Annotated in this window: 23 protein-coding genes; 13 read left to right on the top strand and 10 right to left on the bottom strand. The window is 67.8% G+C overall.

Translation table 11 applies throughout. The features are described from left to right. The 3 genes from LGN17_RS15860 to uxuA all read right to left on the bottom strand — a co-directional run bounded on the left by LGN17_RS15860 (nt 1) and on the right by uxuA (nt 4,010). Nucleotides 1–1,434 carry a PLP-dependent aminotransferase family protein gene (locus LGN17_RS15860; RefSeq protein ID WP_226197635.1) on the bottom strand — a complete coding sequence of 478 codons (1,434 nt, stop codon included), beginning with the start codon at nt 1,432–1,434 and terminating at the stop codon, nt 1–3. Between the two features lie 129 nt (nt 1,435–1,563). Further along, nucleotides 1,564–2,874 (bottom strand): MFS transporter, encoded by a 1,311-nt coding sequence (locus LGN17_RS15855; protein ID WP_226197634.1) that lies wholly within the window; start codon nt 2,872–2,874, stop codon nt 1,564–1,566. A 71-nt stretch (nt 2,875–2,945) separates the two neighbouring features. Then, on the bottom strand, nt 2,946–4,010 hold the full coding sequence (gene uxuA / locus LGN17_RS15850) for a mannonate dehydratase (protein ID WP_226197633.1): 1,065 nt from the start codon (nt 4,008–4,010) through the stop codon (nt 2,946–2,948). A gap of 267 nt (nt 4,011–4,277) precedes the next feature. On the opposite strand from uxuA, the gene LGN17_RS15845 reads away from it, so the two are divergent. The 3 genes from LGN17_RS15845 (at nt 4,278) to LGN17_RS15835 (ending at nt 8,075) form a co-directional block, all read left to right on the top strand. After that, nucleotides 4,278–5,000 (top strand): FadR/GntR family transcriptional regulator, encoded by a 723-nt coding sequence (locus tag LGN17_RS15845; RefSeq protein WP_226197632.1) that lies wholly within the window; start codon nt 4,278–4,280, stop codon nt 4,998–5,000. A 157-nt stretch (nt 5,001–5,157) separates the two neighbouring features. Further along, nucleotides 5,158–6,288 carry an extracellular solute-binding protein gene (locus LGN17_RS15840; RefSeq protein ID WP_226197631.1) on the top strand — a complete coding sequence of 377 codons (1,131 nt, stop codon included), beginning with the start codon at nt 5,158–5,160 and terminating at the stop codon, nt 6,286–6,288. Next, complete coding sequence (locus LGN17_RS15835) at nt 6,285–8,075, top strand: GGDEF domain-containing protein (protein ID WP_226197630.1); 1,791 nt, start codon at nt 6,285–6,287, stop codon at nt 8,073–8,075. Before LGN17_RS15840 ends, LGN17_RS15835 begins: the two co-directional genes overlap by 4 nt. 70 nt (nt 8,076–8,145) lie before the next feature. On the opposite strand, the gene LGN17_RS15830 is transcribed toward LGN17_RS15835, so the two are convergent. The 3 genes from LGN17_RS15830 to LGN17_RS15820 form a co-directional block, all read right to left on the bottom strand. Next, entirely contained in the window at nt 8,146–8,445 is a 300-nt protein-coding gene (locus LGN17_RS15830) for a DUF4148 domain-containing protein (protein WP_226197629.1), read from the bottom strand. A 272-nt stretch (nt 8,446–8,717) separates the two neighbouring features. Next, complete coding sequence (locus LGN17_RS15825) at nt 8,718–8,972, bottom strand: hypothetical protein (RefSeq protein ID WP_027791787.1); 255 nt, start codon at nt 8,970–8,972, stop codon at nt 8,718–8,720. Nucleotides 8,973–9,025: 53 nt separating this feature from the next. Further along, nucleotides 9,026–10,366, bottom strand: a complete 1,341-nt coding sequence (locus LGN17_RS15820) for a D-serine ammonia-lyase (RefSeq protein ID WP_413227032.1) — start codon at nt 10,364–10,366, stop codon at nt 9,026–9,028. Nucleotides 10,367–10,454: 88 nt separating this feature from the next. On the opposite strand from LGN17_RS15820, the gene LGN17_RS15815 reads away from it, so the two are divergent. Further along, nucleotides 10,455–11,411, top strand: coding sequence for a LysR substrate-binding domain-containing protein (locus LGN17_RS15815; RefSeq protein ID WP_226197854.1), 957 nt, complete (start codon nt 10,455–10,457; stop codon nt 11,409–11,411). A gap of 374 nt (nt 11,412–11,785) precedes the next feature. Here LGN17_RS15815 and LGN17_RS15810 read toward each other — a convergent pair whose 3' ends face one another. Then, nucleotides 11,786–12,634, bottom strand: coding sequence for a sulfite exporter TauE/SafE family protein (locus LGN17_RS15810; protein ID WP_226197627.1), 849 nt, complete (start codon nt 12,632–12,634; stop codon nt 11,786–11,788). A 321-nt stretch (nt 12,635–12,955) separates the two neighbouring features. Between LGN17_RS15810 and LGN17_RS15805 the strand changes: the two genes are divergently transcribed. Continuing rightward, nucleotides 12,956–13,852, top strand: a complete 897-nt coding sequence (locus LGN17_RS15805; RefSeq protein ID WP_226197626.1) for a LysR family transcriptional regulator — start codon at nt 12,956–12,958, stop codon at nt 13,850–13,852. A 123-nt stretch (nt 13,853–13,975) separates the two neighbouring features. Continuing rightward, entirely contained in the window at nt 13,976–14,608 is a 633-nt protein-coding gene (locus tag LGN17_RS15800) for a LysE family translocator (protein WP_226197625.1), read from the top strand. Nucleotides 14,609–14,680: 72 nt separating this feature from the next. Here LGN17_RS15800 and yddG read toward each other — a convergent pair whose 3' ends face one another. Next, nucleotides 14,681–15,625, bottom strand: a complete 945-nt coding sequence (yddG, locus tag LGN17_RS15795) for an aromatic amino acid DMT transporter YddG (RefSeq protein ID WP_226197624.1) — start codon at nt 15,623–15,625, stop codon at nt 14,681–14,683. 206 nt (nt 15,626–15,831) lie between these two features. After that, on the bottom strand, nt 15,832–16,119 hold the full coding sequence (locus LGN17_RS15790) for a hypothetical protein (RefSeq protein WP_226197623.1): 288 nt from the start codon (nt 16,117–16,119) through the stop codon (nt 15,832–15,834). 304 nt (nt 16,120–16,423) lie between these two features. Here LGN17_RS15790 and LGN17_RS15785 point away from each other — a divergent pair, with 304 nt between their 5' ends. Further along, the gene (locus LGN17_RS15785) at nt 16,424–17,035 is read left to right on the top strand and encodes a C39 family peptidase (protein ID WP_226197622.1); all 612 of its coding nucleotides are present in this window, start codon (nt 16,424–16,426) and stop codon (nt 17,033–17,035) included. Nucleotides 17,036–17,101: 66 nt separating this feature from the next. Here LGN17_RS15785 and LGN17_RS15780 read toward each other — a convergent pair whose 3' ends face one another. Beyond that, nucleotides 17,102–18,787, bottom strand: coding sequence for a purple acid phosphatase family protein (locus LGN17_RS15780; protein WP_226197621.1), 1,686 nt, complete (start codon nt 18,785–18,787; stop codon nt 17,102–17,104). Nucleotides 18,788–19,109: 322 nt separating this feature from the next. On the opposite strand from LGN17_RS15780, the gene LGN17_RS15775 reads away from it, so the two are divergent. The 6 genes from LGN17_RS15775 (at nt 19,110) to LGN17_RS15750 (ending at nt 24,305) form a co-directional block, all read left to right on the top strand. Beyond that, nucleotides 19,110–19,409: a YXWGXW repeat-containing protein gene (locus LGN17_RS15775; protein ID WP_175953842.1), complete on the top strand. Its 300-nt coding sequence runs from the start codon at nt 19,110–19,112 to the stop codon at nt 19,407–19,409. A gap of 241 nt (nt 19,410–19,650) precedes the next feature. Further along, a complete protein-coding gene (locus LGN17_RS15770) occupies nt 19,651–20,415 on the top strand; it encodes an RNA polymerase sigma factor (protein WP_226197620.1) in 765 nt (254 codons plus the stop codon). Further along, the gene (locus tag LGN17_RS15765) at nt 20,412–20,828 is read left to right on the top strand and encodes a hypothetical protein (RefSeq protein WP_226197619.1); all 417 of its coding nucleotides are present in this window, start codon (nt 20,412–20,414) and stop codon (nt 20,826–20,828) included. The genes LGN17_RS15770 and LGN17_RS15765 overlap by 4 nt, the downstream gene beginning before the upstream one ends. Continuing rightward, nucleotides 20,825–21,328, top strand: coding sequence for a periplasmic heavy metal sensor (locus LGN17_RS15760; RefSeq protein ID WP_226197618.1), 504 nt, complete (start codon nt 20,825–20,827; stop codon nt 21,326–21,328). Before LGN17_RS15765 ends, LGN17_RS15760 begins: the two co-directional genes overlap by 4 nt. A 422-nt stretch (nt 21,329–21,750) precedes the next feature. Further along, a complete protein-coding gene (locus tag LGN17_RS15755; RefSeq protein WP_226197617.1) occupies nt 21,751–23,145 on the top strand; it encodes a DUF1800 domain-containing protein in 1,395 nt (464 codons plus the stop codon). A gap of 2 nt (nt 23,146–23,147) precedes the next feature. Then, complete coding sequence (locus tag LGN17_RS15750; RefSeq protein ID WP_413227029.1) at nt 23,148–24,305, top strand: DUF1501 domain-containing protein; 1,158 nt, start codon at nt 23,148–23,150, stop codon at nt 24,303–24,305. Nucleotides 24,306–24,332 lie beyond the last annotated feature (27 nt).

Below are 24,332 nucleotides of genomic sequence, written 5' to 3'. Positions count from 1 at the left end.
TCAAGCGCCCTTGCGGACCGACGGCTGCGCGACGAGCTCGCCGAGCACACGGATCGCGCGCTCGATGTCGCGGCTCCACGGGTGGCCGAAGTTCACGCGAACGCAACGCTCGAAACCGTGTGCGGCCGAAAACAGCGGCCCCGGCGCGAAGCTGATCCCGCGTGCGATCGCCTGGCGATGCAGTTCCATCGCGTCGATCGCGTCGGGAAACGCGAGCCATAGAAAATAGCCGCCTTCGGGCCGCACCCATTCGACGCCGGCCGGCAGCCAGCGCCGCAGCGCGTCGTCCATCCGGTCGAGCTGCGCGTGCAGCGCGCCGCGCAGCTTGCGCAGGTGCCGATCGTAGCCGCCATGCTCGAGATAGTTCGCGATGCCGGCCTGCGCGGGAATGCTGGCCGACAGCGTCGTCATCAGCTTCAGCCGCTGCACCTTCTCCGCGAACCGGCCGGCGGCGGCCCAGCCGATCCGGTAGCCGGGCGCGAGCGTCTTCGAGAACGAACTGCAGTGCATCACGAGGCCGTGTCGATCGAACGCACGCGCGGGCAGCGGATAGTCGGGGCCGAAGTGCAGCTCGCCGTATACGTCGTCCTCGATCAGCGGCACGTCGCGCGCGGCGAGCAACTCGACGAGCGCGCGCTTTTTCTCGGCGGACAGCGTGACGCCGGTCGGATTCTGAAAGTTGGTCATGAACCAGCACGCGCGGATGTCGTGCCGGTCGAGCGCGTTCGCGAGCGCATCGAGATCGAGGCCCGTGTGCGGATCGACGGGAATCTCGACCGCGCGCAGGTCGAGGCGCTCGATTGCCTGCAGCGCCGCATAGAAACCGGGCGCTTCGACGGCCACGACGTCGCCGGGCCGCGTGACGGCCATCAGGCACAGATTTAGCGCTTCGAGCGCACCGTTCGTGACGACGATCTCGTCGATGGGTTGCGAGATGCCTGTCGCGAGATAGCGCCGTGCGATCTGCTGGCGCAGCGCCTCGTTGCCGGGCGGCAGGTCGACGACCGTGCTCCACGGGCTGACGAGCCGCGTGGCCTGCGCGAGCGATTTCGCGAGGCGCGGCAGCGGAAACAGTTGCGGCGACGGGAAGGCGGAGCCGAGCGGCACGATGCCGGGTTGCGTGGCCGCGTCGAGGACGGAGAACACGAGGCTGCTGATGTCGACCTTGCGCGTGGCGCCGGCACGGCTGGCTCGGCGCTTGGCGGCGGGGCTCGCTGCCGGCGTGGCGCCCGGCGCGACGTAGTAGCCCGAGCGTTCGCGTGCGCGGATCAGCCCCCACTGTTCGAGCAGGTAGTACGCGCGAAACACCGTCGACTGGCTCACGCCGTGCTGCGCGATGATCTGCCGCAGCGACGGCAGGCGCGTGCCGACGGCGAGGTTGCCGTTGCGGATATCGTCGGCGATCGTGTGGGCGAGGGTTTCGTAGCGTTTCATCGGCGAGGGCAGAGCGCGCCGTCGCCACGCGCGGGCCGGAGTGGCGCCGCGCCGGCGGGCGCGGCTCATTGTCCGATGCGCGGCCCGAAAAGGAAAGTGCGGGCCCGTCGGCCGCGCTTTCCTGCCGCGTCAGGCCGCGTTCGGCTCGACGTTCTGCGGGTTCGCACCGCCGCGCAGCGGCGGCAACGGCTCGACCTTGCCGACGATGAACAGGTACGACAGCGCGCCGACCACGCACAACGCACCGGCCACCGCGAGTGGCACGACGAACGAGCCCTTCGTGATCGACAGCATCACGCCCGTGAACGTCGTGATGAAGATCCCCGCGAGATTGCCCGCGAAATTCTGGATGCCGCCGAGCGATGCGACATGCGCCGGCGTCGGCGCGACTTCGCCGACGAGCGTCCACACATTGGCGCCGGCGAACGACAGGCTTGCGTACGCGAGGGCGAACAGGCCGAGGCAGGCCCACACGTTCTCGACGAAGGCCGACAATGCGATCGACGAAGACAGCAGCATGCCGAGCACGAGGCAGGTCTTGCGCGCGGCAGTCGCGCTCCAGCCGCGGCGGAACAGGCTGTCCGACACATAGCCGCCGAGCCAGCCGCCCGGAATCGCGAGCAGCGCCGGCAGCATGCCCCAGGTACCGAGCGACGCGAGCGAGAAGCCGCGCGACTGCAGCAGGTAGCTCGGGAACCACGTGATGAAGAAGTAGATCGCGAAGTTCAGGCAGAACAGGCCGATCATCATGCCCCACACGGTGCGGTAGCGGAACAGGTCGAGCCACGATACCTTCGGTCCGTCGGTTGCGGCCGCAACGGTTGGCGCGCCGCGCTGCGCCAGAAGTGCATCGACGGCATCGGGCGCGACCGCGCGATAGCGTTCAGGGTCGCGATAGATGAACCACCACGCCAGTGCCCACACGATGCCGATGCCGCCGGTGATCGCGAACGACCCGCGCCAGCCGACGATCGAGATCAGCCATGCGACGAGCGGCAGCGACAGCGCCGAGCCGACGCGCGAACCGCTGTCGAAAATGCTGCTCGCGAGCCCGCGTTCGCCGCGCGGGAACCAGTTGAACGCAACCTTCGCGAACGACGGGATCGCCGCGGCTTCGCCGACGCCGAGCATCAGCCGCACGCCGACGAGTTGCGCGAGGCCGCGCGCGGCGCCCGTCGCGACAGTGAACACCGACCACCAGCCCACGGCCAGCGCGAGGCTCACGCGCACGCCGACCTTGTCGATGAACCAGCCTGCCGGCAGTTGCAGGAACGCGTAGGTCCAGAAGAACGCGCTCAGCACGAGCCCCATGCCGACCGCGTCGAGGCCGAGGTCGGCGCGGATGCTGGGCGCCGCGATCGCAAGGTTCGCGCGGTCGATGAAGTTGATGACGTTGGCCAGGAAGCACATGAGGATCATGGCCCATCGGATGCGTGGCATGCGGTGTCTCCGCGCGGAATGTCGTGACGGGCCGCCGGCGATCCGCAGCGCCGGCGGCCTCGATGGGCGGGTTATTGCGTGGCTTGCGACGGCGTGCGGTCGAACTTCGCGAGCGCTTCCCACAGGCCGTTCAGGTAGACCGCGCCGAGCGCACGGTCGTAGAGGCCGTAGCCGGGCTTGCCCGTCTCCCCCCAGATCATGCGGCCGTGGTCGGGACGCACGTAGCCGGTGAAGCCGGTGTCGTGGTACGCCTTCACGATCGCGGCGATGTCGAGCGAGCCGCAGCTCGACAGGTGGGCGGTTTCCTCGAAATCGCCGTTCGCGTCGACCTTCACGTTGCGGATGTGCGCGAAGTGAATGCGGCCCATCGCGCCGAATTCGCGCACGAGCGCTTCGACATCGTTCTGCGGGCCCGCGCCGAGCGAGCCCGAGCACAGCGTCAGCCCGTTCGCGGGCGTGTCGACGATGCGCACGATTCGCGCGAGATCGTCGCGGTTCTTCACGATGCGCGGCAGTCCGAAGATCGGGCGCGGCGGATCGTCGGGGTGGATCGCCATCTTCACGCCGGCTTCTTCCGCGACCGGAATGATCGCCTTCAGGAAGTATTCGAGGTTCGCCCACAGCGCGTGCTCGTCGACGTCGCGATACTCGGCGAGCAGGGCCTTCAACTGTTCGGGCTGGTAGCTCGAATCCCAGCCCGGCAGTGCGATGCCGTCATCCGGATCGATCCGGTCGACCGCGTCGGTGCTGAACGCGAGGCAGGTCGAGCCGTCGTCGAGCGTCTTCGACAGCTCGGTGCGCGTCCAGTCGAACACGGGCATGAAGTTGTAGCAGATCACGCGCACGCCGGCCGCGCCGAGATGGCGAATCGTCTGACGGTAGTTGTCGATCAGGCGGTCGCGGCCCGGCTTGCCGAGCTTGATGTCCTCGTGGACGGGCACCGACTCGACGACTTCGAACCGCAGGCCGGCGCGCTCGATCGTCGCCTTCAGCGCGTCGATCTTGTGCGCGGGCCAGACTTCTCCCACCGGTTCGTCGTAGATCGCGGACACGATATGCGTGACGCCCGGGATCTGGCGGATGTATTGCAGCGAGACCGGATCGGACTCGCCGTACCAACGGAAAGACATCTTCACTGGAGCGGCTCCTGGCTGGCGGTTGATGCATCGGGCGGACGGGCGGCAGTGTGCCGGCCCGTCCCCGGTGTGCGGATTATGATTGGTATGCCAGTTATGCGGGATAGTGGTTTACCAGTTGTCGGGGTCCAAACCGGCCGGCATGGCATTTCAGGAAGCACCCAGCACGCCGGCGAAGACGCGGAACCGGGTGCTGCCCGGAATTGGTGTACCATTTTGGCGATCCGGCGCCGCGACGGCGCCGGCCAGCCTGTTGCGAGCCTTTCGATGACCGATCTTTCCAGCCTGCCGGCCAGCCGCGATACCGATGCCGCGGACCGCTCCTATATCGGCCTTGCGCGGCAGATTCACGCGATGGTGGCCGCCGGCGCGTTCGAGGCCGGCGCGCGGTTGCCGTCCGAGCGCAGCCTGGCCGACCAGTTCGGCGTGAGCCGCACGCAGGTGCGCGAGGCGATCATCGCGCTCGAGGTGCAGGGGATCGTCGAAGTGCGGATCGGTTCGGGCATCTACGTATCGGCGGCCGACGCCGCGCGTCCGGTGACGTTCGAGGTGCCGCGCGGCCCGGGGCCGATCGAGACGTTGCGCGCACGCGGGCTGATCGAGGCGGAAGTCGCGGCGCTCGCGGCGACCGAACGCAAGGATGCGGATCTCGACCGGCTGTTCTTCTCGCTGACGACGATGCGCGAGCAGATGAACGACAAGGTCGCGTACGACGCGGCCGATCGCCAGTTCCACCTGCGCATCGCGGAATCGACCGGCAACACGGTGCTGCTGCACATGGTCACAGCGATGTGGGACTGCGCGCGCAGCGATCCGCTGTGGGACAAGATCGAGGAACATTTTCACTCGACCGCGCTGCGCGAGGCGTCGCAGGAAGATCACCAGCGGATCTTCGCGGCGATCATGGCGCGCGACGCAACTGCTGCACGCGACGCGATGCGTGCACACCTGTCGCGTGTGATCGCGGAATTCACGCAGGCGTGGCGCTGACGTTCGTTCCGGCAAGCGGAAACGGGCCGGTGTAACGGCATCCGCACGCGGCGTCGACGATGGGGCACGCGCCGTATACGGCTTCTTCCAATTGCGCGACCGTACGTTTTATGGTCTCGTGGCGGGATATCGCATCGACTCGAAAAAGGACAGTCGAATGCAGCCGTGCGATTCACGCGGAGTCCGATTGATCAGGGGAATCGGCGCACGTACGCGCGCACGTATCGCCGTGCGCAGGCTGCTTATCATTTTGACGGCGAGCTTACTTGCCTCTGCGCTTGCGGCGTTCGCCGCGTCTCCCGAAGCCGTCAACGACAACGTGCTGCGCGTGCTCGCATGGCCCGGCTATGCGGACAGCGACGTCGTCAGCGCGTTCGAAGCGCAATTTCACGTACGTGTCGAAGTGAGTTTCGTCGACTCCGATGAAGCACTATGGACGCGCATGCACAGCGCGGCGCCACCGCCGTATGACGTGCTGGCCGCGAACACGGCCGAGATCCAGCGCTATGCGCACGAACGTTTGCTCGCGCCGATCGACCTGTCGCGCATCCCGAACCGGCGGCGGCAGTTGCCGAACTTCCAGCAACTCGCGACGATCGACGGGCTCGTGGAGGATGGCGCCATCTATGCGATCCCGTTCACGTATTCGTCGATGGGGCTGATCTACGATCGCAAGCAGGTGCCGGTCGCGCCGCGCTCGATGCGGGAGTTGTGGAACCCGCGCTACCGCGGCAAGGTGCTCGACTTCAACAGCGCGCAGCACAATTTTTCGTTTACGGCGCTGGCGCTCGGCTATCCCGATCCGTTTCGCCTGTCGAGCGCGCAGACGCTCGCCGTCGCGCACAAGCTGATCGCCCTGCGCCGCAACCTGCTGACGTACTACACGCTGCCCGAAGAGGCGACCGCGTTGTTCGTCCAGCATCGTGCGGCACTGATGTTCGGCAACTACGGCACGCAACAGGTCGAACTGCTGCGACGTGCCGGCGCCGACGTCGGCTACGTGATCCCGGACGAAGGCGCGCTCGCATGGCTCGACTGCTGGGCCGTCACGCGTGGCGCGCAACATCCGGAGCTCGCGTTCGCATGGATCAATTACATGCTCGAACCGGCGATCGGCGCGCTGCTGACCGAACGCCAGGGCCTCGCGAACACGCTCGCGCCGCCGCCAGGTCTCGATACCGGGCACCAGCATCTCGTCTGGCTCCAGCCTGTCGAGGACATCGCGCGGCGCGAGTCGCTGTGGAGCCGCATCGTGTCGGGCGACCGGCCTGAGCGGTTCGGAAAATGATCCGGCTCGGGCTCACGTCGAAACTGTCGGTGCTGTTCGCGTGCATCGGGGTGATCGCGTCGGGCGCGACCGGCTATTACACGTATCGCGCGAACCGCGCGATGCTCGTGCAGGAAGCACAGCACAGCCTGTTGATGTCGACGCAACTGCTCGGGCAGCGCTTCACCACGGTGCTGTCCGACGTCGCGGACGATGCGCTCGTGCTCGCGCAATTGCCGTCGTGCGCGCTGGTCGCGGACGGCGACAACCGGGATGGCGCGCCACGCGCGCGGCTCGAGCAGGTGTTCTACAGCTTCATGAGAAATCACCCGGAGTACCTGCAGATCCGCCTGATCGCGCGCGGGGATTTCGGGCTCGAACGCATCCGCGTCGATCGCGATGCGCACGGCATCGTCGTATTGCCGGCCAGTGCGCTCCAGGAGAAAGGGCAGTTTTCCTATGTATTCGATACGCTCGCGACGGCGCCCGGTCATATCTACCTGTCGCCGATCGTGATCAACCACGAGACGGGGTCGCACGCAGCCGAAGGGCTGCCTATCCTGCGCGTGGGCACGCCGGTCGTCGACACGTCGGGCCAGGCGGTTGGCGCGCTCGTCGTCGATGTCGAGCTGTCGCGCGTGTTCGAGCGGCTCGAACGCGATCTGCCGGAAGACTATGAGGTGTATCTCGCGAACGAGTGGGGCGATTTTCTCGTGCACCCCGATCCGGCGCAGACGTTCGGCTTCGATCGCGGCAGGCGCGTGCTGATGCAGGACCGCTTCGCCGTCACGCGCGCGCTGTTCGACGACGCGCGCACAAACGTTACCGTCAATGGCTTGACCAATCCTGCCGCGGCGCCGGGGCAGATGTTCGCGTTCGTGCGCACGCCGTTCGGACACGACGAGGGCAATCGCTTCGTCGTGCTCGGGATGGGGCGCCCGCTGACGGATGTGCTGGCGCCGGCCGGCATGCTCGGCGAACGGATCGTCCGGATGGTGCTCGAGTCGAGCCTGATGGCGGTGATCCTCGCGATCCTGTTCGCGCGTGCGATCACGCGGCCGCTGCAGACGCTCGCGCGCGCCGCGACCCACGTGTTCGACGATCCGGCCGCCGAGCAGCTGCCGGTCGGGCGTGCCGACGAGATCGGCGTGCTCGCGCGCTGTTTCGAGAGCATGCGCGTCGAGATTCGCACGCAGGTCGCGATGCTGCGTGCGAAGCAGCTGGAGCTCACGCACCTCGCCGGGCACGATGCGCTGACCGAGTTGCCGAATCGCCTGCTGTTCATGGAGCGTCTCGATGCCGCGATCCGGCGTGCGGCCGCGATGCACGAAGGGCTGGCCGTGATGTTCGTCGACCTCGATCGCTTCAAGCAGATCAACGACCAGCACGGGCACTCGGCCGGCGACCGCACGCTCGTCGCGGTCGCCCAGCGGCTGAGCCTCGTGCTGCGCAGCGGCGACATGGTCGCGCGGCTCGGCGGCGACGAATTCATCGTGCTGATTGCGGACGTGCGCTCACCGGCGGTGATCGGCGACGTCGCGTCGCGCATCCAGCTCGTGATGGCCGAGGAACTGGAGTTTGGCGACCGGCGCGTGGCGGTCGGCGCGAGCATCGGCGTCAGCGAGTTTCCGGCTGACGGTGCGTCGGCCGAGGAACTGCTCGTCAAGGCCGACGCGGCGATGTACGCGGCGAAGGCGTCCGCGCAGCGCGCGTTCGTGCGCTACCAGGATCTGGTCGGCAACGGCAGCGGCGCCGGCTGCGGGACGGACGAAGCGGCCGGCCGGGCCGCGTCGGGCGGCGGCCGGTGAAGCGTGCGATGCAAACGCCACGAGCCCGTCGCAAGACGGGCTCGTGGCCGCGCGGACTGCGCGCGAAGGCTTAGTGGCCGAAGTAGACCGAGTCGCGCGGGTTTTGCACCTTGACGGCCGGCGCGCCACCCTGGACGGTCGCGGCCGGTTGCGCACCGTAGCCGCTGTTGTCGGCGGCGTGCACGCGGGCTTGCGCGGCCTGGATGTCGGCCGGGTAGTACGGGCTCGACTGGCTCGGCTTGTAGCCGGCGCTTTCGAGCTGGACCAGTTCATTGCGCACTTGAGCGCGCGTCACGGTGCTTTGCGCGAATGCGCCGAACGAGGCGGACAGGGCGACAGCGGCAACGACTGCGGAAACGAGCGATTTCATGATGACCTCCGATGTTTTTGGCTTTCCGCGTTCGACACCATGTCGTAAGCGGTTGATTACATCGTAGGCGCCGGTCGACCTAGGGTAAACGTTGGTTTCGGCGAAAGATCGTTGCAGCCTGGATAATAATTTCGAGACAAACGCCTTCTGTCCCTAATCCAGGTTGCCGGATTTGCAATGGAGCGGGGCGGACGCGTGCGGCAGGGGCGGGCGCACGGCGGCGAAGGCGCGGGCGGAGCGAGGGGATGCGGGCGGGCTGCGACGCTGCCGGATCAGACGTCGTCGTCGATTTCCTTGCGTTCCCGGCGTTCCTCGTTGCCGCGCCGCGCGCGCAGGCGCTGGCGCGACAGCACGGCGATGACCTGCTGGGTCGGCGCGCCGGACGGCAGTTCGTTGCGGATGCGATCGGGCACCATGGGCAGGCCCGCGCGCTGCCGGCGCAGCGCCTTGGCGATTGCCCGGCGGCATTCGTCACCGTGGCAATCCCATTCATCGCGGATTCTCTGGCAATAACGGCATTGTTCCATCGAGACAGTCTAACGCGTCTTCGGGAACGAGGCCGGGCACCGGCCCCGACGCGTCACGCATTCGCTGCGGCACCGGCGAGCGCTTTCGCATGAGACTGGAACCGGGCATGTTCTTCCGGCGGCACGAGCGAGCCGCCCGTCGCCCAGATGACGTGGGTCGACCGGCGCAGGTCGATCGCGTGGCGCTGCACGTAGTCGCGGCCGGCCGGGGACTGCGACAGCCAGCCGGGGCCGCCGACGGCAGCGGCGGCCGACGGCTCGAGCTCCACGCCCGTCGTACGGTGGACCGCGAGCAACTGGGTGTAGAGCTGCGCGTCGCTGACGGTGAACACGCCCGACAGCAGCGACGCCATCAGCGGACTGACGAGGTGCGAGGCCTGCGCGACGGCCAGGCCATCGGCCTCGGTCCGGTTGTCGAGCCCCGCGTCGTAGACGGACACGGGCTTCCCGGGGCCGGCGGCCAGCTGGACCAGCATGCACGGCGACGCGACGGGTTCGGCGAAAAAGCAATGCACGTGCGCGCCGAACAGCGCCTTGAGGCCATACGCGATGCCGCCCGGCGCGCCGCCGACGCCGCACGGAATATGGACGAAGAGCGGATGCGCCGCGTCCACGCGGCGGCCCGCTTCGGCGAGCTGCGCGGCGAGATGCCGGGCGCCGGCCGCGTAGCCCAGGAACAGCATCAGCGAGCCTTCGTCGTCGACGAAGTGGCTGCGCGGCTGATTGCGTGCCTGCGCGCGTCCGGCCGCGACGGCCTGCGCATAGTCGCCGTCATGTTCGACGACGCGAACGCCGCGTTGCCTCAGGCGCGCTTTCTTCCACGGCTTCGCGTCGGTCGACATGTGAACGACCGACTCGAACCCCAGCGCGGCGGCCATCACGCCGATGCTCAGGCCGAGATTGCCGGTGCTGCCCACGATGACGGTGTTTGCGGCAAACAGTTCGCGTGCGGCGGCCGATGCGAGGATCCGCCGGTCGCCCGCGGGGTCGAGCAGCCCGTGTTCGATCGCGATCGACTCCGCGAGCGCGAGCACTTCATTAAAGCCGCCGCGCGCCTTGATCGAACCGGCGACCGGCAACGCGTCGTCGCGCTTGATGAACCACGAGCCGTGTGTGTCCGCCGGGAGCGACAGCGTGCGCTGCAGGCGGTCGGCCGGCATCAGCGGCGATTCGATTTTTCCGGCGCTTGCCGCGAGTTCGGGAAACAGCTCGGCCATCAGCGGCTCGCAGCGCGCCAGCCGCGCTTCGGCCATCGCAATGGCCCCGGGCGACGGTGCGTCGTGCGGCAGCGGGCCGCCGGCATGGGGATTCAGCCACAGCAGCGGGCGGCGTGATTGCAGTTTGGCTAATAGATCGGCGGGCTGGAGTGTAATGGTCATGGATCGGCCTTGCATCGGATAAATGGAACATCTGGCCGGAATGCTACGATTCGGTTCGGCTGCGCAAAAGCGCCGATTTCTAATGAATGTATTAGCCTGACTGATATCTATGCGACTCGACGGTTCGATCCTGGGTGCGTTGCTCTGTTTTGAAACGGCCGGCCGGCTGCTGAGCTTCACGAAGACGGCACAGGCGTTCAACCTGACGCAAAGCGCCGTGAGCCAGCAGATCAGGAACCTGGAGGACCGGCTCGGTTATCCGCTGTTCGTGCGCCAGGCGCGCGGACTGAAGCTGACCGAGAAGGGCGGGATCCTGCTCGGGACGGTGTCTGGCGCATTCGTCGACATCAATCGCACGCTTCAGGCGCTTGGCATGTCGGATGCCCCGCTGCAGGTCAGTTGCCTGCCGTCGCTCGCGCTGCAGTGGCTGATGCCGCGCCTGTCCGAATTTCACCGGCAACAGCCGAACGTGCCGGTTCGCGTGAAGGCCGAGTTTCAGGTGCTGGATCGTCAGGCCATGGACGCCGACGACATCGATGTGGCGGTGCGTTACGACCCGGTGCAATACGATCGGTTGCATGCCGAGGCCGTGCTCGACGAAATCCTGTTTCCGGTCGCCACGCCGGCGTATCTGGCGCAGCATCCGGCCTTTGCCGGCGGGGCATCGCTGGATGGCGTCGTCCTGCTGCACGACGCGGCTCCGTGGGGCGGTGCACCCGAATTCGTCGAGTGGCGCACTTGGCTGGAGGCGGTCCGTCCGGCGTGGACGGCCCATCTTGACGGCCCGCAGTTCAATTTTTCCAGCCTGGCAATCGCGGCCGCGCTGAACCATCAGGGCGTCGCGATGGGGCGCGCCGCGCTGGTGCACGGCGAGATCGCGAGTGGACGGCTCGTGGATGTTTTCGGCAGGCACGTGCGAGCGCCGGCGCGCTACATGCTGTTGTCACGCAATCCCGACGATCCGCGCACCGTGGTGTTTTCGGACTGGCTCAAGGCCGAGTGCACGCGTTTCGATGCAGCGCGATCGCGTTTGCTTTCGAACGGAAGCAGGCGCGGGTAGCCGATGCTGTCGGATCGCTGAATCGGAGTGCGAAACAGAGGGAGAGGGGTGACGAATGCGGATGCAACTACAATTTCCCGTCCGTCACCATACGGATTGCTTGCGCGTGGATCGGGCGGGCAAGCGTTACTTGAGTTGCCAGATGCCCCAGATGGCGATCAGCAGGCCAAGGCCGAATCCGCAGCCGAGCAACACGTAGGTTTCCATTTCATGTCTCTGAAAGCATGGCTGCGCCGATGCGGGCATCAGCGAGCGAGCAGCAAGGTCGGTGACGCATCGTCCGCACCGTCGGGCGGGGCGATACGCCGGGCCCGCGAATACTACGCCTGGCAGCTTTCAGAACGCATGCGTCATCGATGGCGGTGCGCCGGCTGCTAATTCTTGGTTGCGTGCGCGTTGTCCATCCGGGTCACGTGCGATCCGCCGTGCCGGAACACGCCCGATTTCCAGATCATCTGCGACGCCGCGACGAGCACGAACAGCAGCACGACCATCCTGAAGAGGCGAGGCGACATCTTGTCCCGCAGCGGGCGAACGAGCCACATGCCGGCAATGGCCGGGAGGCTGGCCGCTGCCGAGATCGCGAGGTCGGCGCCGCTCGCGTGTGCGGCGCCGCTGAACGTCGTGACCAGCGTGACGATGGACACCACGAGGATGATCGCGATCTGCTTCGTGAAGACGCGCCCGGTTGCGCCGGACGAAATCAGGTAGGTGGCGAGCAGCGGGCCGGGCACCGACGCGATGCTCTCCATCAGCGCTGCGCCGAAACCGAGCGCGAAGCCGACAGGCTTTTGCCACGCGTCCGGCAGGTTGAGTTTCGGCGCGGCGAGCATCAGCGCCGCGGCTACGATCAGCAACGCGCCGGACGCCGCCTGCGCATGACCCGGATTGAGCGACAGCAGGATCGCCACGCCGACGATATTGCCGATCACGGTGCCCGCGATCGGCGCGGCGATCTTGCGTGCCGTCGCCAGCAACTGGCCGCCTTCCAGCGCCTGCGGAATGTTGCCGAGGATGATCGGCATCGACAGCAGCAGCACCGCATGCCGGATCGGCAGGAACTGGCTGAGTATCGGCATCGCGATCAGCGGCACGCCGATGCCCGTGATCCCCTTGACCATGCCGCCCAGCAGCAGCGCAACGGCGATACCGGCCAGATCGAACGCGCTGAGCCCCTGCAGGCTGGAGACCAGCACACCTTCAGTCAGATTGAAATGCATCATGGAATGGCATGTCGCGGCATGTCCGGCAGCGAGCGCTGTCGACGGAGCCCGTTGCGGTCGCGTGCGTGTTGCACGCACTTGTTCTGGATCGGCTAGAACCGGAAGTCGATTGCAGGACGTCGCGCCGTTGTGTGGGCGGGGCTGCAGGCAACCGATATGCGGTTCGAGGATGCATCTTACCCGAGCGTTGTGAAGGACATTCGGCATCGGCCGCGGTGCGCCACGGGTAGCGTCGGCGTGATCGTTTCCTCGGTTCAATATAATTCATGACGATTACCCATCTCATGCACGATATACATATCTTTGAACAAGGAGGCGTCGATGACGCTTGCCCAGTTGCAGGCCCTGGCGGCCGTGGTCGAACTCGGCTCGCTCACGGCCGCGGCCGACCGGTTGAGCCGCAGTCAGTCTGCGATCAGTCATGCATTGACCGAGCTGGAGGACATCACGGAGGTCAAGCTGCTCTGGCGCGACCGGCAGCCGGTCGTCCTGACGGCGGCGGGCGAACGCCTGTGGCCGTACGTCCAGAACGTGGTGCGGGAAGCGCAGCTGTTGCGCCAGCAGTTCAGCCTGTCGCGCGGCAAGCTCGAAGGGAAGCTGGTGGTCGCGTCGCTGCCGAGCGTGTCGCTGGCGTTCGTCGTACCGGCGCTCGAGGCGTTGAAGGAAAGGCACCAGGGCGTGTCGGCGGTGCTGCTCGAAGGCACCGACAGCGAAGTCGAAGGGTGGATCGACGACGGAACGGCCGATGTCGGCGTGGTGGCCGGCACGAAGACGTTCGCGCACAATCTGCCGCTGCTCGACGAGGATTTTGTCGCAGTGGCGGCGGACGGCATGTTCGCCGGCCGCAAGAGCGTATCGGCGAAGCAGTTGTCGTCGGCGCCGTTCATTTTCTCGAAGGCCGGCTGCGGGCCGGTGATCGCGGATTACTTCGCGCGCGGCGGGGCGCCGCTGCGGGCCGCGTTCAACGTGGTCGAGATGCGGACCATTCTGTCGATGGCGGAAGCCGGCATGGGCGTGTCGATCGTGCCGCGCATCACGCTCACGTACACGCCGTTCGGTGGCCGCGTGCTGGAACTGTCGCCCAGGCTGCATCGCTCGGTGCGGTTGTCGTGGAATACGGCCGGCAACGCGGTCGCGGATGAGTTCGTGCGGCTCGTCGACGCGCAATGCACGAAGGCGGCGAAGGTGATCCGCACGCGCGCGAGAAAGAGCCGGTAACGAACGGCCGGTGCGATGAACAGCGCTCATGGGCGGCTTGAAGTTTATTCATGCAGTTGGCGGTCGAGATGCAATACATTGTTCGAACTCGCCCCTGACCGCTTCGCCCCGAAGGAGATTTCCGTGCCGGCCGCCTCTACCTTGCTTGCTTTCGGACTCGTGTCGCTCGGCATGGTGCTGACGCCCGGGCCGAACATGATCTACCTGGTGTCGCGCTCGATCTGCCAGGGCCGCCGTGCGGGGCTGGTGTCGCTCGGCGGCGTCGCGCTGGGGTTCGTTTTCTACATGGTGTGCGCGGCGCTGGGTATCACCGCGCTGGTGATGGCCGTGCCGTATGCGTACGACGCGTTGCGTTTCGCCGGTGCGCTTTATCTGGCGTACCTGGCGTGGCAGGCGCTGAAGCCGGGCGGTCGCTCGGCATTCCAGGTCAGGCAGTTGCCGCACGACAGCCGGGCCAGGCTGTTCGCGATGGGCTTCGTCACGAACCTCTCGAATCCGAAGATCGCGGTGATGTACCTGTCGCTTCTGCCGCAGTTCATTTCGCCGGGGCACGGCAGCGTGCTCGCGCAATCGCTGGCGCTCGGCTGCGTGCAGATTGCGGTGAGTGTCAGCGTGAATGGGCTGATTGCCTGCATGGCAGGCGGCATCGCGGGTTTCTTGGCCGGGCGGCCGGTCTGGGCGTCGGCGCAGCGCTGGCTGATGGGCACGGTGCTGGCCGGGCTCGCCGTGCGTATCGCACTGGCGTCGCGCAGCTAGCGTGAGTGCCCGATGGTCTGCAGGATCACCGCGTGCTGTCGAGCGGCATCGCAACGCAAGCGCCCGGTATCGTCAGCCCTGGCAGTTGCCCTGGGCTTCGTTGCGGCTCCGAACGGGCGCGGCCTTTGCACTGCGCCGGCCGCGCGTCGCGAGCCAGCACAGGATCGACCCGCCGCAGACCATCGATGCGCCTTGCCAGAACTCGATCGACAGCGGCGCATGCAGCAGCGTCGCGGCGAGCATGGCGGCGAGCACCGGGGTGAAGTACGACGCGCCGACGATGATCGTCACGTTGCCGTGCATGATGCCGGTGTTCCAGGCCGCGTAGCCGAACCCCAGCGCCGATGCCGCCAGCACGATGTAGAGGACCGCATGCAGGCTGAACGTCATGCCGCCGCCGCCTTCGATCGCGAACTTGATCCAGAGCGCCAGCGCGACCAGCATGAAGAACGGCGTGACGCCGTTCTTGCCGTCGGCTAGGCGCGCCGTCACCGTGCAGTAGCCGGCCCAGATCAGCGCGCCGAAGAACGCGAGCCCGTAGCTCAGCGGATTGTTCGCGACGTTGTGCAGCATGCCGGCCGGGTCGAGGCCCTGGTCGCCGCCGAGCACCCGGCAGATTCCGAGCATCGACAGCAGGACGCCGGGCACGACCAGCAGGTTGGCGCGCTGCTTGTTGAACACGATCGCGGCGACCAGCGTGAAGCTCGGCCACAGATAGTTGACCATCGCGACTTCGATTGCCTGCTGGCCGTTGCTTGCATAGCCGATCGACAGCGACAGGCACAGCTCGTACGCGACGAACAGCAGCCCGCCCCAGAGCAGATAGCTTTTCGGGAATTTGCTCAGATCGGGGAAGCCGATCGTCAACAGCAGAAGCACGGATGCCACCGTATAGATCATCGCGGCGCCGCCGGTCGCGCCGAGGCTTTCGCTCACGCCACGAACGAGGGCGACCACGGAGGCCCACAACAACACCGCGCCGAGCCCGGTGAGCGTTGCCTTATTCTTGCGCTTCATGCGTCCTGCCTGTTTCAACATTCAAATTCGATTTCGGATGATTCGGATCCGCCGGCATGAGCAGGCATGCTTTCGGCATGCGGGACGGCGATTGCCGACGGAAACGCGTAGTTTAACGAGGTGAGGGAGATCGAGCAGCGGCGTGGGCGGCGATCGGCTCGGCGCTTGCGGCCGATCCGGCAACACGGGCGCCACGCGGCAACCGGTTACGCGTCGTCGATGCGCCATGCCGCACCGATTGCCGACAACGCGTCGCCGATCGAGTCGAGCATCGCGTTCCGCGTCGGTCCGAGTGTCGTGACAACGAAGCAACCGTCTTCGTCCGTCGACAGGGCGATCAGCGGCCATCCGCCGGCGTCGCCACGGATTTCAGGCTGTCGCCGGAAGGGATCGAGGTCGATGTCGTCATGCGCTTGCCGCAACGCATTCGGGATTGCATCGAATGCGTCGGCCGACGGCGTCGTGTGGATGCGGTATTCGAAACTCATCTTCATGGACCGGTGTGCGAGGCGGGCAGTCTAGCGCGTGTCATGGCGCAGCGTCCCGCTATCGGCGTGCAAGAGGTGCCTGCGCGCCGTCGCGGTATAGTCACGCAGCCGTCTTCGCATGCATCGAATCGCATAAGACCAACCAGAGGATCCATGTTGAATTGGGCAAGGCCCGTCATTTCAGCCACAGCCTTTGCCGCGTTTTCCGGCGTCGTGCATGCTGAAGCGCCTGCGTCCAAGGAAGCATGAAGATCACGTTCTCGCAGACGTAGACAGAGCTACCTGCATCGCGCCTTCAGAGAGGGAAGCCATGAAAGAAGTGCCGTATTTCTCGCAATGGGAATCGAAGCACCTGGTGTCGCAGTTCGTGTCCCGCGAGCTGCGCTCGGAGGACGACCCGTTGTGGCATCGCTCCGGCGCGAGCACTCCGGAGGAGTATGCGCAGTGGAGCCCGAACATCTGCGGCATCGCGTGCCTGAAGATGCTGCTCGCGTACCGCTCGAACACGATCGTGCCGTTGCTCGAACTCGTACGCGAAGCCGTCGGGTTCGGCGTCTATCGGCCGGAACTCGGCGATACCGGCAAGCGCCTGCATTACCGGCCCTTCGTGCACTGGGTGCGCGAGCGGTACGGGATCGATGGGGATGTCGTGGAAGGGATCGATTCGGCCGCGCTCGAACCGAGGCTGCATGATGGCCACATGTTGATGGCGTCGGTTCATCCCGGCATCCGGCACGACGGGTTCGAGCCGCCGTCTCGCGGCGGGCATCTGGTGCTCGTGTTCGGCGCGAACCGGGATACCGGCGACTGGCTGTTCCACAATCCGTCCGGGTTCGACGTGCGCACGCAGCAGAGCGTGGCGATGCCGCGCGCGACCTTCGACCGCTATTTCGCGAACCGCGGCATCCTGATCGCCCCATAACGTTGCGTACGCAACGAACCGGACAAGCGAAGCATCGGGCGCCCGTCGCAACGGGCGCCCGCCCGGTCAGCGCTCGTTGCGCTTCTTGCTCAGCTCGATCGTCTCGAACAGCTCGTAGTCGGCGGTCGGGTGCTGGTCGGCGCCCGGCGCGTGGTAGTAGCGCATCGTGATCGTCGTGTGACCGCCCGGCTTGCCCGGGTCGTGATCGAACACGGCGATCCCGTAGCCGGTGCCCGTATCGCGGCGCGCGGACCAGATCGCGTCCTCGAGCGCATCGGCCGGCTCGCGCACGAACGTGTTCGGCGCCGTGCCCGGCACCGGCCGGTTCGGCTTCGTGAACACCTTCGCCCGCGCAAAGCCGGTCGCCGGGTTCTCGCCATACACGTCGAGCGGCGCGCTGGTGCCGCCGCCGCCGAGGATCAGGTGGATCGTGCCGTGGCTCGTGTCGAACTTTGTGCGGTCCGGGTCGTTCGAGCCGACCGGACGCGGCTGCAGCGTCTCGACGACTTCGCCGGTCGTCGCATCGACGCCTGCGCGGTGATTGCAGCCGCGCACCGGGTAGCTGCGCTCGTAGTCGTGATCGTGGCCGCACAGCACGAGGTCGACGCCGTAACGGTCGAACAGCGGCAGCCAGGCTTCGCGAATGCCCTTGTCGGAACCGTTGCCCGTCTTCGACGAACTGAGCGCGTCCTGGTGCATCTGCACGACGATCCAGTCGATATCGTCGTCATGCGCGGCATGACGCAGCGTGTGTTCGAGCCAGCGCGTCTGCTCGCCGTTGCTGTAGCCACGCACGTAGAACGACGTGCCGGGCTCGATCGGCGGGCGGCCCGTGCTCGCGGCCGGCACGAGCGGCGCGGGGCCGCCGACGAACGCGGCGGCATCCTGGTACACGACGTCGTCCGCATCGAGCGATACGAACAGCACCGAGCTCACGCGGAAGCTGTACCAGCGGCCCTGGAAGCGCGTGCCGTTCTCCGGCAGCGTATAGCGCGCGAGATACGAGTCGAGCCCCTGCGGGCCGTTGTTGAACTCGATCTCGTGATTGCCGGGGCACGGCATCCACGGACGATTCGCGGCCGACGTCTGGTTGTTGTTGCCGAAATCGCGCCACACCTCGGGCTGGTGCGCGGGGTTCAGGTTCGCGTAGCAGAGGTCGCCGTTCAGCAGGTGGAACAGCGGCTGGAACTGCTCGACGGCCTGCACCGCGAAGCGGCTCTGCGGCGACGACAGCACCCACGCGCCGTTCGGCGTCGCGAGATCGCCGTAGCTCGTGAAGCGGAACGGCGCGCGGCCGCGCGGCGCCGTCGAGAAAGTCGCGGAGAACGGCTGCGCAGCGTTGCTGTCGTTGTCGGCCGTGATCTCGTAGCGGTAGCGCGTATTCGGCTTCAGCCCGTGCACGCGTGCGTGGTACGTGAATACCGTCTCGCCGTTCAGGCCGTCGGTGTACAGGCGCTGGACGCCGTGCACGGTGCGCGCGGGCTCGCCGTCGGCGACGATGCGCGCGCGCGGATTGACGGCCGACGCGAGCGATGCCCACGAGATCACGACTTCCGACGTCGGGTCGTTGCCCCACGTGAGGTGAACCTGTTCGGGCGTGCCGTCCGGGTTCGACGCGGCGGCCCTGGCTGCCGCGAGGCCGCCGGCGGCGGTGGCGAGGCCGGATACGCCGGCGAGTTTCAGGAAGCCGCGACGCGACACGGACGCGGCCGGCTCGTTCGGCTGGATCGGGGAGTTGTCCTGGTTCGACATGGTCGGTGTTTTCGTTGGTGGAGACGCGAGATGTGGAACCGCCTGGCCGTGTGCGAGCGCGGCCAATGCGTGAGCCGGAAACGAGCGGGATTCCGGTGCGAGACATTGTCGGAGGGCAGTTTTGCCGAGTTGTGACAGCAGGGCAACCCCGCGCAAGGTTGGCTCATGCGCGGGCGTGCGGATCGCGGCATCGGGCCTGCGCCGACGTGCATCCGGCCCGGCCGAAATTTATTTGCCGCCACCGCGACGGATTCTGTTCGCCCGCGCCGTTTAACGCATGAACGGCCGCTACCGGTCGATACTCGCTACCTCGGAGACTTTCATGAAGCTTTCCACGTCATTGCGGTTTGCCACGGCATGCGTGGCCGCGCTGGCCGCGTCGGCGGCCTTCGCGCAGGCCGTCATCGTCGCGCCTTACGCACCGCCGCCGCCTCGCGTCGAAGTGATGCCCGCGCCGCGCGCGGGCTACGTGTGGGACCAAGGCCACTGGCACTGGCGGCAGGGCCGCTACGTGTGGATTCCGGGCCACTGGCAAGTGGTTCGCGTCGGTCATCACTGGGTGCCGGGCCACTGGGTCGCGCGCGGCCCGGCATGGCGCTGGGTTCCGGGCCACTGGGCCTGATGCGCATGCCGCCGCACGGCACGCGGTGCCGGCGCGGCGGCTGTTTCCCGCAACGTCATGAGGCGCAGCCATGCCTTTTCGAACCGTGGTGATACTGGCGGCCGCCGCCATCGTGCTGGCCGGCTGTGTCGTGGTGCCCGCGCGCCCGGCCTATTACCGGCCCGCGCCGGTCGTCGTATATTGAGCACGCCGGCCGCCGCTCGCGCGACCGGGCGGCCGGCACCCGATCGACCCGATCGCCATGCAGCCTGAAACGGATGCCGATGAAACGGACCTTGCCGAGGCCGTGCGCGATGCGCGCGGCGAGCCCGAACCGCCAGTATGGCGGGGCCGGGTAATGGCGCGGCGCATGCAAGGAGAGCACGACGATGAGCTTCAGTCTGCCGGCGGACGCATCGACGATCGCGCCGCGGCACAGACGCGCGATGCGCTGGAGCGCCCCGCGTTGAGCGACGGTGATCCGGACGCGGCCCTGGTCGCACGGGTCGGCGCGCGCGACGCGTCGGCCGTGCGCATGCTCGTCGCGCGCAAGCTGCCGCGGCTGCTCGCACTCGCGACGCGCATGCTCGGCGACCGCACGGAAGCCGAGGACGTCGCACAGGAGACGTTCTTGCGGATCTGGAAACAGGCACCGGGCTGGCGCGAAGGCGAGGCACGGTTCGACACGTGGCTGCATCGCGTCGTGCTGAATCTGTGCTACGACCGGTTGCGCGGCCGCCGTGAGGAGCCGGTCGACGTGTTGCCCGACGTGCCCGATCCGCAACCGGAGCCGGCCATGCGGGCGGAGATCCGCTCGCGCGACGCGCGCGTGCGGCAGGCGCTCGCGGCGTTGCCGGCGAGGCAGCGCGAAGCGCTCGTGCTCCAGTACTATCAGGAAATGTCGAACGTGGAGGCGGCCAACCTGATGGGCATTACCGTTGACGCGCTGGAAAGCCTGCTCGCGCGTGCGCGGCGAAACTTGCGCGCGCAACTGGCGGGCGATTCACCTAGCGAGGACATCCGATGACACCCGAACGATTTCGCACCATCGTCGCCGCGTACGGCTCGGATGCGCGGCGCTGGCCGGACGGCGAACGCGCGGCCGCCGAGGCATGGGCGCGCGCGCATCCGGGCGACGCATTGGCGGCGCTGGACGATGCGGCCGAACTCGATGCGTGGCTCGCCAACGATACGGTCGCACCGCCCGCGCCGGCGCTCGTCGAGCGCATCGTCGCGACGGCGCCCGCACCGCAGCGCGCGCGGCGGCGCGGCGCCGTGTGGTGGTCGGGCGCGGCATTCGCGGGCGTGGGCCTGGCCGGCGCGCTCGCGGGTGCGGTGGCCGTGTCGATGCTGATGTTGGGCAGCGTGCCGCCTTCGCATGAGCCGGGCTATCTGACAACGACGTTCGGTGGACCGAGCGTGGACTGGAGTGATGAATGAGTGAGCGTGGCTGGAAATTCGTCCTCGTCGGTTCGGTCGTGCTGAACGTATTCATGCTCGGCGCGATCGGCGGCGGTGCGTATCAGTGGTTTTCGACGCATCGCGACCTGCGGGCCGCGGGCGCGCCTGCGTCGCGCACCGCATTGCGTTTCGCCGCGGACGAATTGCCTGACGCGCGCCAGCAGGCGTTCGTTGCGGCGCTGAAGGCGGCGCGCAAGGACGGCCGCGATTTCGCGCGGGAAGGGCGCGACGACCGGATCACCGTGCTGGATCTGCTCGCCGCGCCGCAACTCGATCGTCCGGCGATCGACGCCGCGCTCGAACGTACGCGTGCGGCCGATACCGCGCTGCGTGCGCAGGTCGAGCGCAGCGTCGTCGATTTCGCGGCGACGCTGACGCCGGACGAGCGTGCGAAGTTCGTCGACGGGTTGCGGCGTAGCGGTAACTGGCGGCTGCCGCCGAAGTGGCAGAAGAAGCAGGACGACGCGGCGAGTCGGTAAGTCGGTCAGCAAACGCCGCGCGGGCGACGTGCGGCGGCGTGCCTTTTCAGTAATGCGCAACGCGTACGCGGCGCGTTGATCGACAACGCTTGCAGGCACGCTTCAGCGAAGCGTCGCGAGGCATCTGCGACAGCGCGACGCTGCGCGCACGTTCAACGTGCAAGCATCCCCGCGGAGATCGCGTCGACCATGCCGCTCTCTACGGCCTCCGGCAACGCACGGAACGGCGATGCAGCGATACGGCAATGCGGCGGCCGAGCGCCCCGATTCGCTGCAACCGCCAGTCGAATCCGAGATGGAAAATCGAGCGGCAACACGCACGCATTCAAAGCCGCGAGACAAACCCGAAATATTTGCCTTCCGCGCGACGGATTTCCCGCCGACCGACGTTAAACACGGGTACGCATCGCGAGAGCCCTTCCATGGACCACCCGAACGACATCACACCGGCCGCCATCGCGCTGAACCGCTTCGGTCTCGGCGCGCGCGCCGACGAAGCGCCGCCAGCCGACCCGAAGGCGGCGCTCGTCGCGCAGTTCGACCGTTACGACGCGCGGCCGGCCGCGTGGGCCGGCGAGCCGGACGCGGTGGCGCTCGCGACGCGCTTCGCGAACGCGCGCAATGCGATGACCGGCAACGATCCGGCGACGAAGCGCGCGACTGAGCAGTCGATCCGGCGCGACGGTCGCGACACGTATCGCAGCGCCGTCGCCGCGCGGATGAACAGTGCGCTCAATACGCCCGCGCCGTTCGTCGAGCGTCTCGTGCATTTCTGGGCGAACCATTTCGCGGTGTCGGTCGACAAGGGGCCGGTGGCGGCCTACGCGGGCGCGTTCGAACGCGACGCGATCCGCCCGCACGTGCTCGGCCGTTTCGAGGACATGCTGGTCGCCGTCGAACAGCATCCCGCGATGCAGCTTTTCCTCGACCAGGCACGCTCGGTCGGCCCCGACAGCCCGGCCGCGCTGCGTGCCGAAGCACGCAATCCGTCGGCCAAACGCGGGCTCAACGAGAATCTCGCGCGCGAAATCATGGAACTGCATACGCTCGGCGTACGCACGGGTTACACGCAAGCCGACGTGACGGAATTCGCACGTGCGCTGACCGGCTGGAGCATCGCCGGCGGGCGTGGCCCGCAGCCCGGCGATGCGGCGCCCGGCGCGTTCGTGTTTCGCCCGAAACTGCACGAGCCCGGCGTGCGTAGCGTGATGGGGCGCAGCTACGACCAGCCCGGCGAAGCGCAGGCGCGCGCGATCCTGCACGACCTCGCGCATTCGGAGGCGACTGGCCGGCATATCGCGTTCCAGCTTGCCCGTCATTTCGTCGCCGACAATCCGCCGCCCGCGCTGACCGATCGGCTCGCCCGCGCGTTCGATGCGAGCGGCGGCGATCTGCCGACCGTCTATCGCGCGCTCGTCGATGCGCCCGATGCGTGGGCGCCGGTCAACCGCAAGTTCAAGACGCCGTGGGAGTGGGCCGTGTCGTCGCTGCGCGGGCTCGGCTGGCGCGACACGGGCGACCTGAAGGCCGCGCCGCTGCTCACGCAGCTAGGCCAGCCGGTGTGGCGGCCCGGCTCGCCGGCCGGTTACGACGATGTTGCCGCGAGCTGGGCCGCGCCCGACGCGCTCGTGCGCCGTGTCGAGCTCGCGCAGCGGCTGGCCGCGCGCACGGGCGACCGGCTCGACCCGCGCACGCTCGGCAACACGCTGCTCGCCGGGTCGTTGAGCGAGCCGACGGCGACCGCGCTGTCGCGCGCCGAAAGCGCGACCACGTCGCTCGCACTGCTGCTCGTATCGCCCGATTTCCAACGGAGATGACCATGGCACTGTCCCGCCGACAATTCCTGAGCGTGGCCGCCGCCGGCGCAGGCGCGATCCTCGTCGCGCCGCGGATCGTGTTCGCGAACGTCGAGACCGATCGGCGCTTCGTGTTCGTGATCCAGCGCGGCGCGGCCGACGGCCTGAACATCGTCGTCCCGTATGCCGAGCCCGCGTATGCGTCGCTGCGCGGCCCGCTGGCGATCGACGCGTCGTCCGCGACGCGGCTCGACGGCACGTTCGCGCTGCATCCGTCGCTCGTACAGACCGCGCAGTTGTACCGCGACGGGCAGGCGTTGTTCGTTCATGCGATTGCATCGCCGTATCGCGACCGTTCGCATTTCGACGGCCAGAACGTGCTCGAGACGGGCGGCCGCGCGCCGTACCAGGTGAAGGACGGATGGCTGAACCGGCTCGCCGCACTGCTGCCGGCCACGCGAGAAAACGCGATCGCATTCGCGCCGACCGTGCCGCTCGCGTTGCGCGGCGCCGTGCAGGCCGCGTCGTACGCGCCGTCCGGCTTGCCGGCCGCGCCGGATGACCTGCTCGCACGCGTGTCGGCGCTCTATGAGGCCGACGCGCAACTCGGCCCGTTGTGGCAGTCGGCGATGGACGCGCGCGGCCTCGCCGGCGATGCGCATGCGCGGCAGGATCCGGCCGGGGTCGGCAAGCTCGCCGCGACGTTTCTCGCACGCGACGACGGCCCGCGCATCGCGATGATCGAGACGGGGGGCTGGGACACGCACAGCGCGCAGAACGCGCGGCTCGCGAATCAGTTGAAGGCGCTCGATACGATGCTCGCCGCGCTGCGCGACGGCCTCGGGCCCGCGTGGCAGCAGACCACGGTGCTGGTCGCAACGGAGTTCGGCCGCACGGCGGCCGCGAACGGCACGGGCGGCACCGATCACGGGCAGGCATCGGTCGCGATGCTCGCGGGCGGCGCGGTGGGCGGCGGCCGCGTGATCGCCGACTGGCCGGGGTTGCGGCCGGGCGACCTGTACGAAGGGCGCGACCTGAAACCGACCGCGTCGCTCGACGCGCTGATCTCGGGCGCCGCCGCCGAAAGCCTGCGGCTTGATCCGCGCCGCACCGCGTCCGCGCTGTTCGCGGAAAGCGGTGCGACGCGGCCGATGAGCGGGCTGATTCGGGGATCCGCGTGACGCGCGGTGTTGCCGCTTCGGCACTCA

This window comes from Burkholderia sp. AU30280 (assembly GCF_020420125.1).
Lineage (GTDB): Bacteria > Pseudomonadota > Gammaproteobacteria > Burkholderiales > Burkholderiaceae > Burkholderia.
Note: the sequence above shows the minus strand (reverse complement) of the source record. Positions and strands in the feature narration are given on the sequence as shown.

Bases quoted from the DNA above. Each gene is read 5' to 3' on its own strand.
- LGN17_RS15860 (WP_226197635.1), bottom strand. From the start codon at position 1,434: ATGAAACGCTACGAAACCCTCGCCCACACGATCGCCGACGATATCCGC.
- LGN17_RS15855 (WP_226197634.1), bottom strand. From the start codon at position 2,874: ATGCCACGCATCCGATGGGCCATGATCCTCATGTGCTTCCTGGCCAAC.
- LGN17_RS15845 (WP_226197632.1), top strand. From the start codon at position 4,278: ATGACCGATCTTTCCAGCCTGCCGGCCAGCCGCGATACCGATGCCGCG.
- LGN17_RS15840 (WP_226197631.1), top strand. From the start codon at position 5,158: ATGCAGCCGTGCGATTCACGCGGAGTCCGATTGATCAGGGGAATCGGC.
- LGN17_RS15835 (WP_226197630.1), top strand. From the start codon at position 6,285: ATGATCCGGCTCGGGCTCACGTCGAAACTGTCGGTGCTGTTCGCGTGC.
- LGN17_RS15830 (WP_226197629.1), bottom strand. From the start codon at position 8,445: ATGAAATCGCTCGTTTCCGCAGTCGTTGCCGCTGTCGCCCTGTCCGCC.
- LGN17_RS15825 (WP_027791787.1), bottom strand. From the start codon at position 8,972: ATGGAACAATGCCGTTATTGCCAGAGAATCCGCGATGAATGGGATTGC.
- LGN17_RS15820 (WP_413227032.1), bottom strand. From the start codon at position 10,366: ATGCAAGGCCGATCCATGACCATTACACTCCAGCCCGCCGATCTATTA.
- LGN17_RS15810 (WP_226197627.1), bottom strand. From the start codon at position 12,634: ATGATGCATTTCAATCTGACTGAAGGTGTGCTGGTCTCCAGCCTGCAG.
- LGN17_RS15805 (WP_226197626.1), top strand. From the start codon at position 12,956: ATGACGCTTGCCCAGTTGCAGGCCCTGGCGGCCGTGGTCGAACTCGGC.
- yddG (WP_226197624.1), bottom strand. From the start codon at position 15,625: ATGAAGCGCAAGAATAAGGCAACGCTCACCGGGCTCGGCGCGGTGTTG.
- LGN17_RS15790 (WP_226197623.1), bottom strand. From the start codon at position 16,119: ATGAAGATGAGTTTCGAATACCGCATCCACACGACGCCGTCGGCCGAC.
- LGN17_RS15785 (WP_226197622.1), top strand. From the start codon at position 16,424: ATGAAAGAAGTGCCGTATTTCTCGCAATGGGAATCGAAGCACCTGGTG.
- LGN17_RS15780 (WP_226197621.1), bottom strand. From the start codon at position 18,787: ATGTCGAACCAGGACAACTCCCCGATCCAGCCGAACGAGCCGGCCGCG.
- LGN17_RS15775 (WP_175953842.1), top strand. From the start codon at position 19,110: ATGAAGCTTTCCACGTCATTGCGGTTTGCCACGGCATGCGTGGCCGCG.
- LGN17_RS15770 (WP_226197620.1), top strand. From the start codon at position 19,651: ATGCAGCCTGAAACGGATGCCGATGAAACGGACCTTGCCGAGGCCGTG.
- LGN17_RS15765 (WP_226197619.1), top strand. From the start codon at position 20,412: ATGACACCCGAACGATTTCGCACCATCGTCGCCGCGTACGGCTCGGAT.
- LGN17_RS15760 (WP_226197618.1), top strand. From the start codon at position 20,825: ATGAGTGAGCGTGGCTGGAAATTCGTCCTCGTCGGTTCGGTCGTGCTG.
- LGN17_RS15755 (WP_226197617.1), top strand. From the start codon at position 21,751: ATGGACCACCCGAACGACATCACACCGGCCGCCATCGCGCTGAACCGC.
- LGN17_RS15750 (WP_413227029.1), top strand. From the start codon at position 23,148: ATGGCACTGTCCCGCCGACAATTCCTGAGCGTGGCCGCCGCCGGCGCA.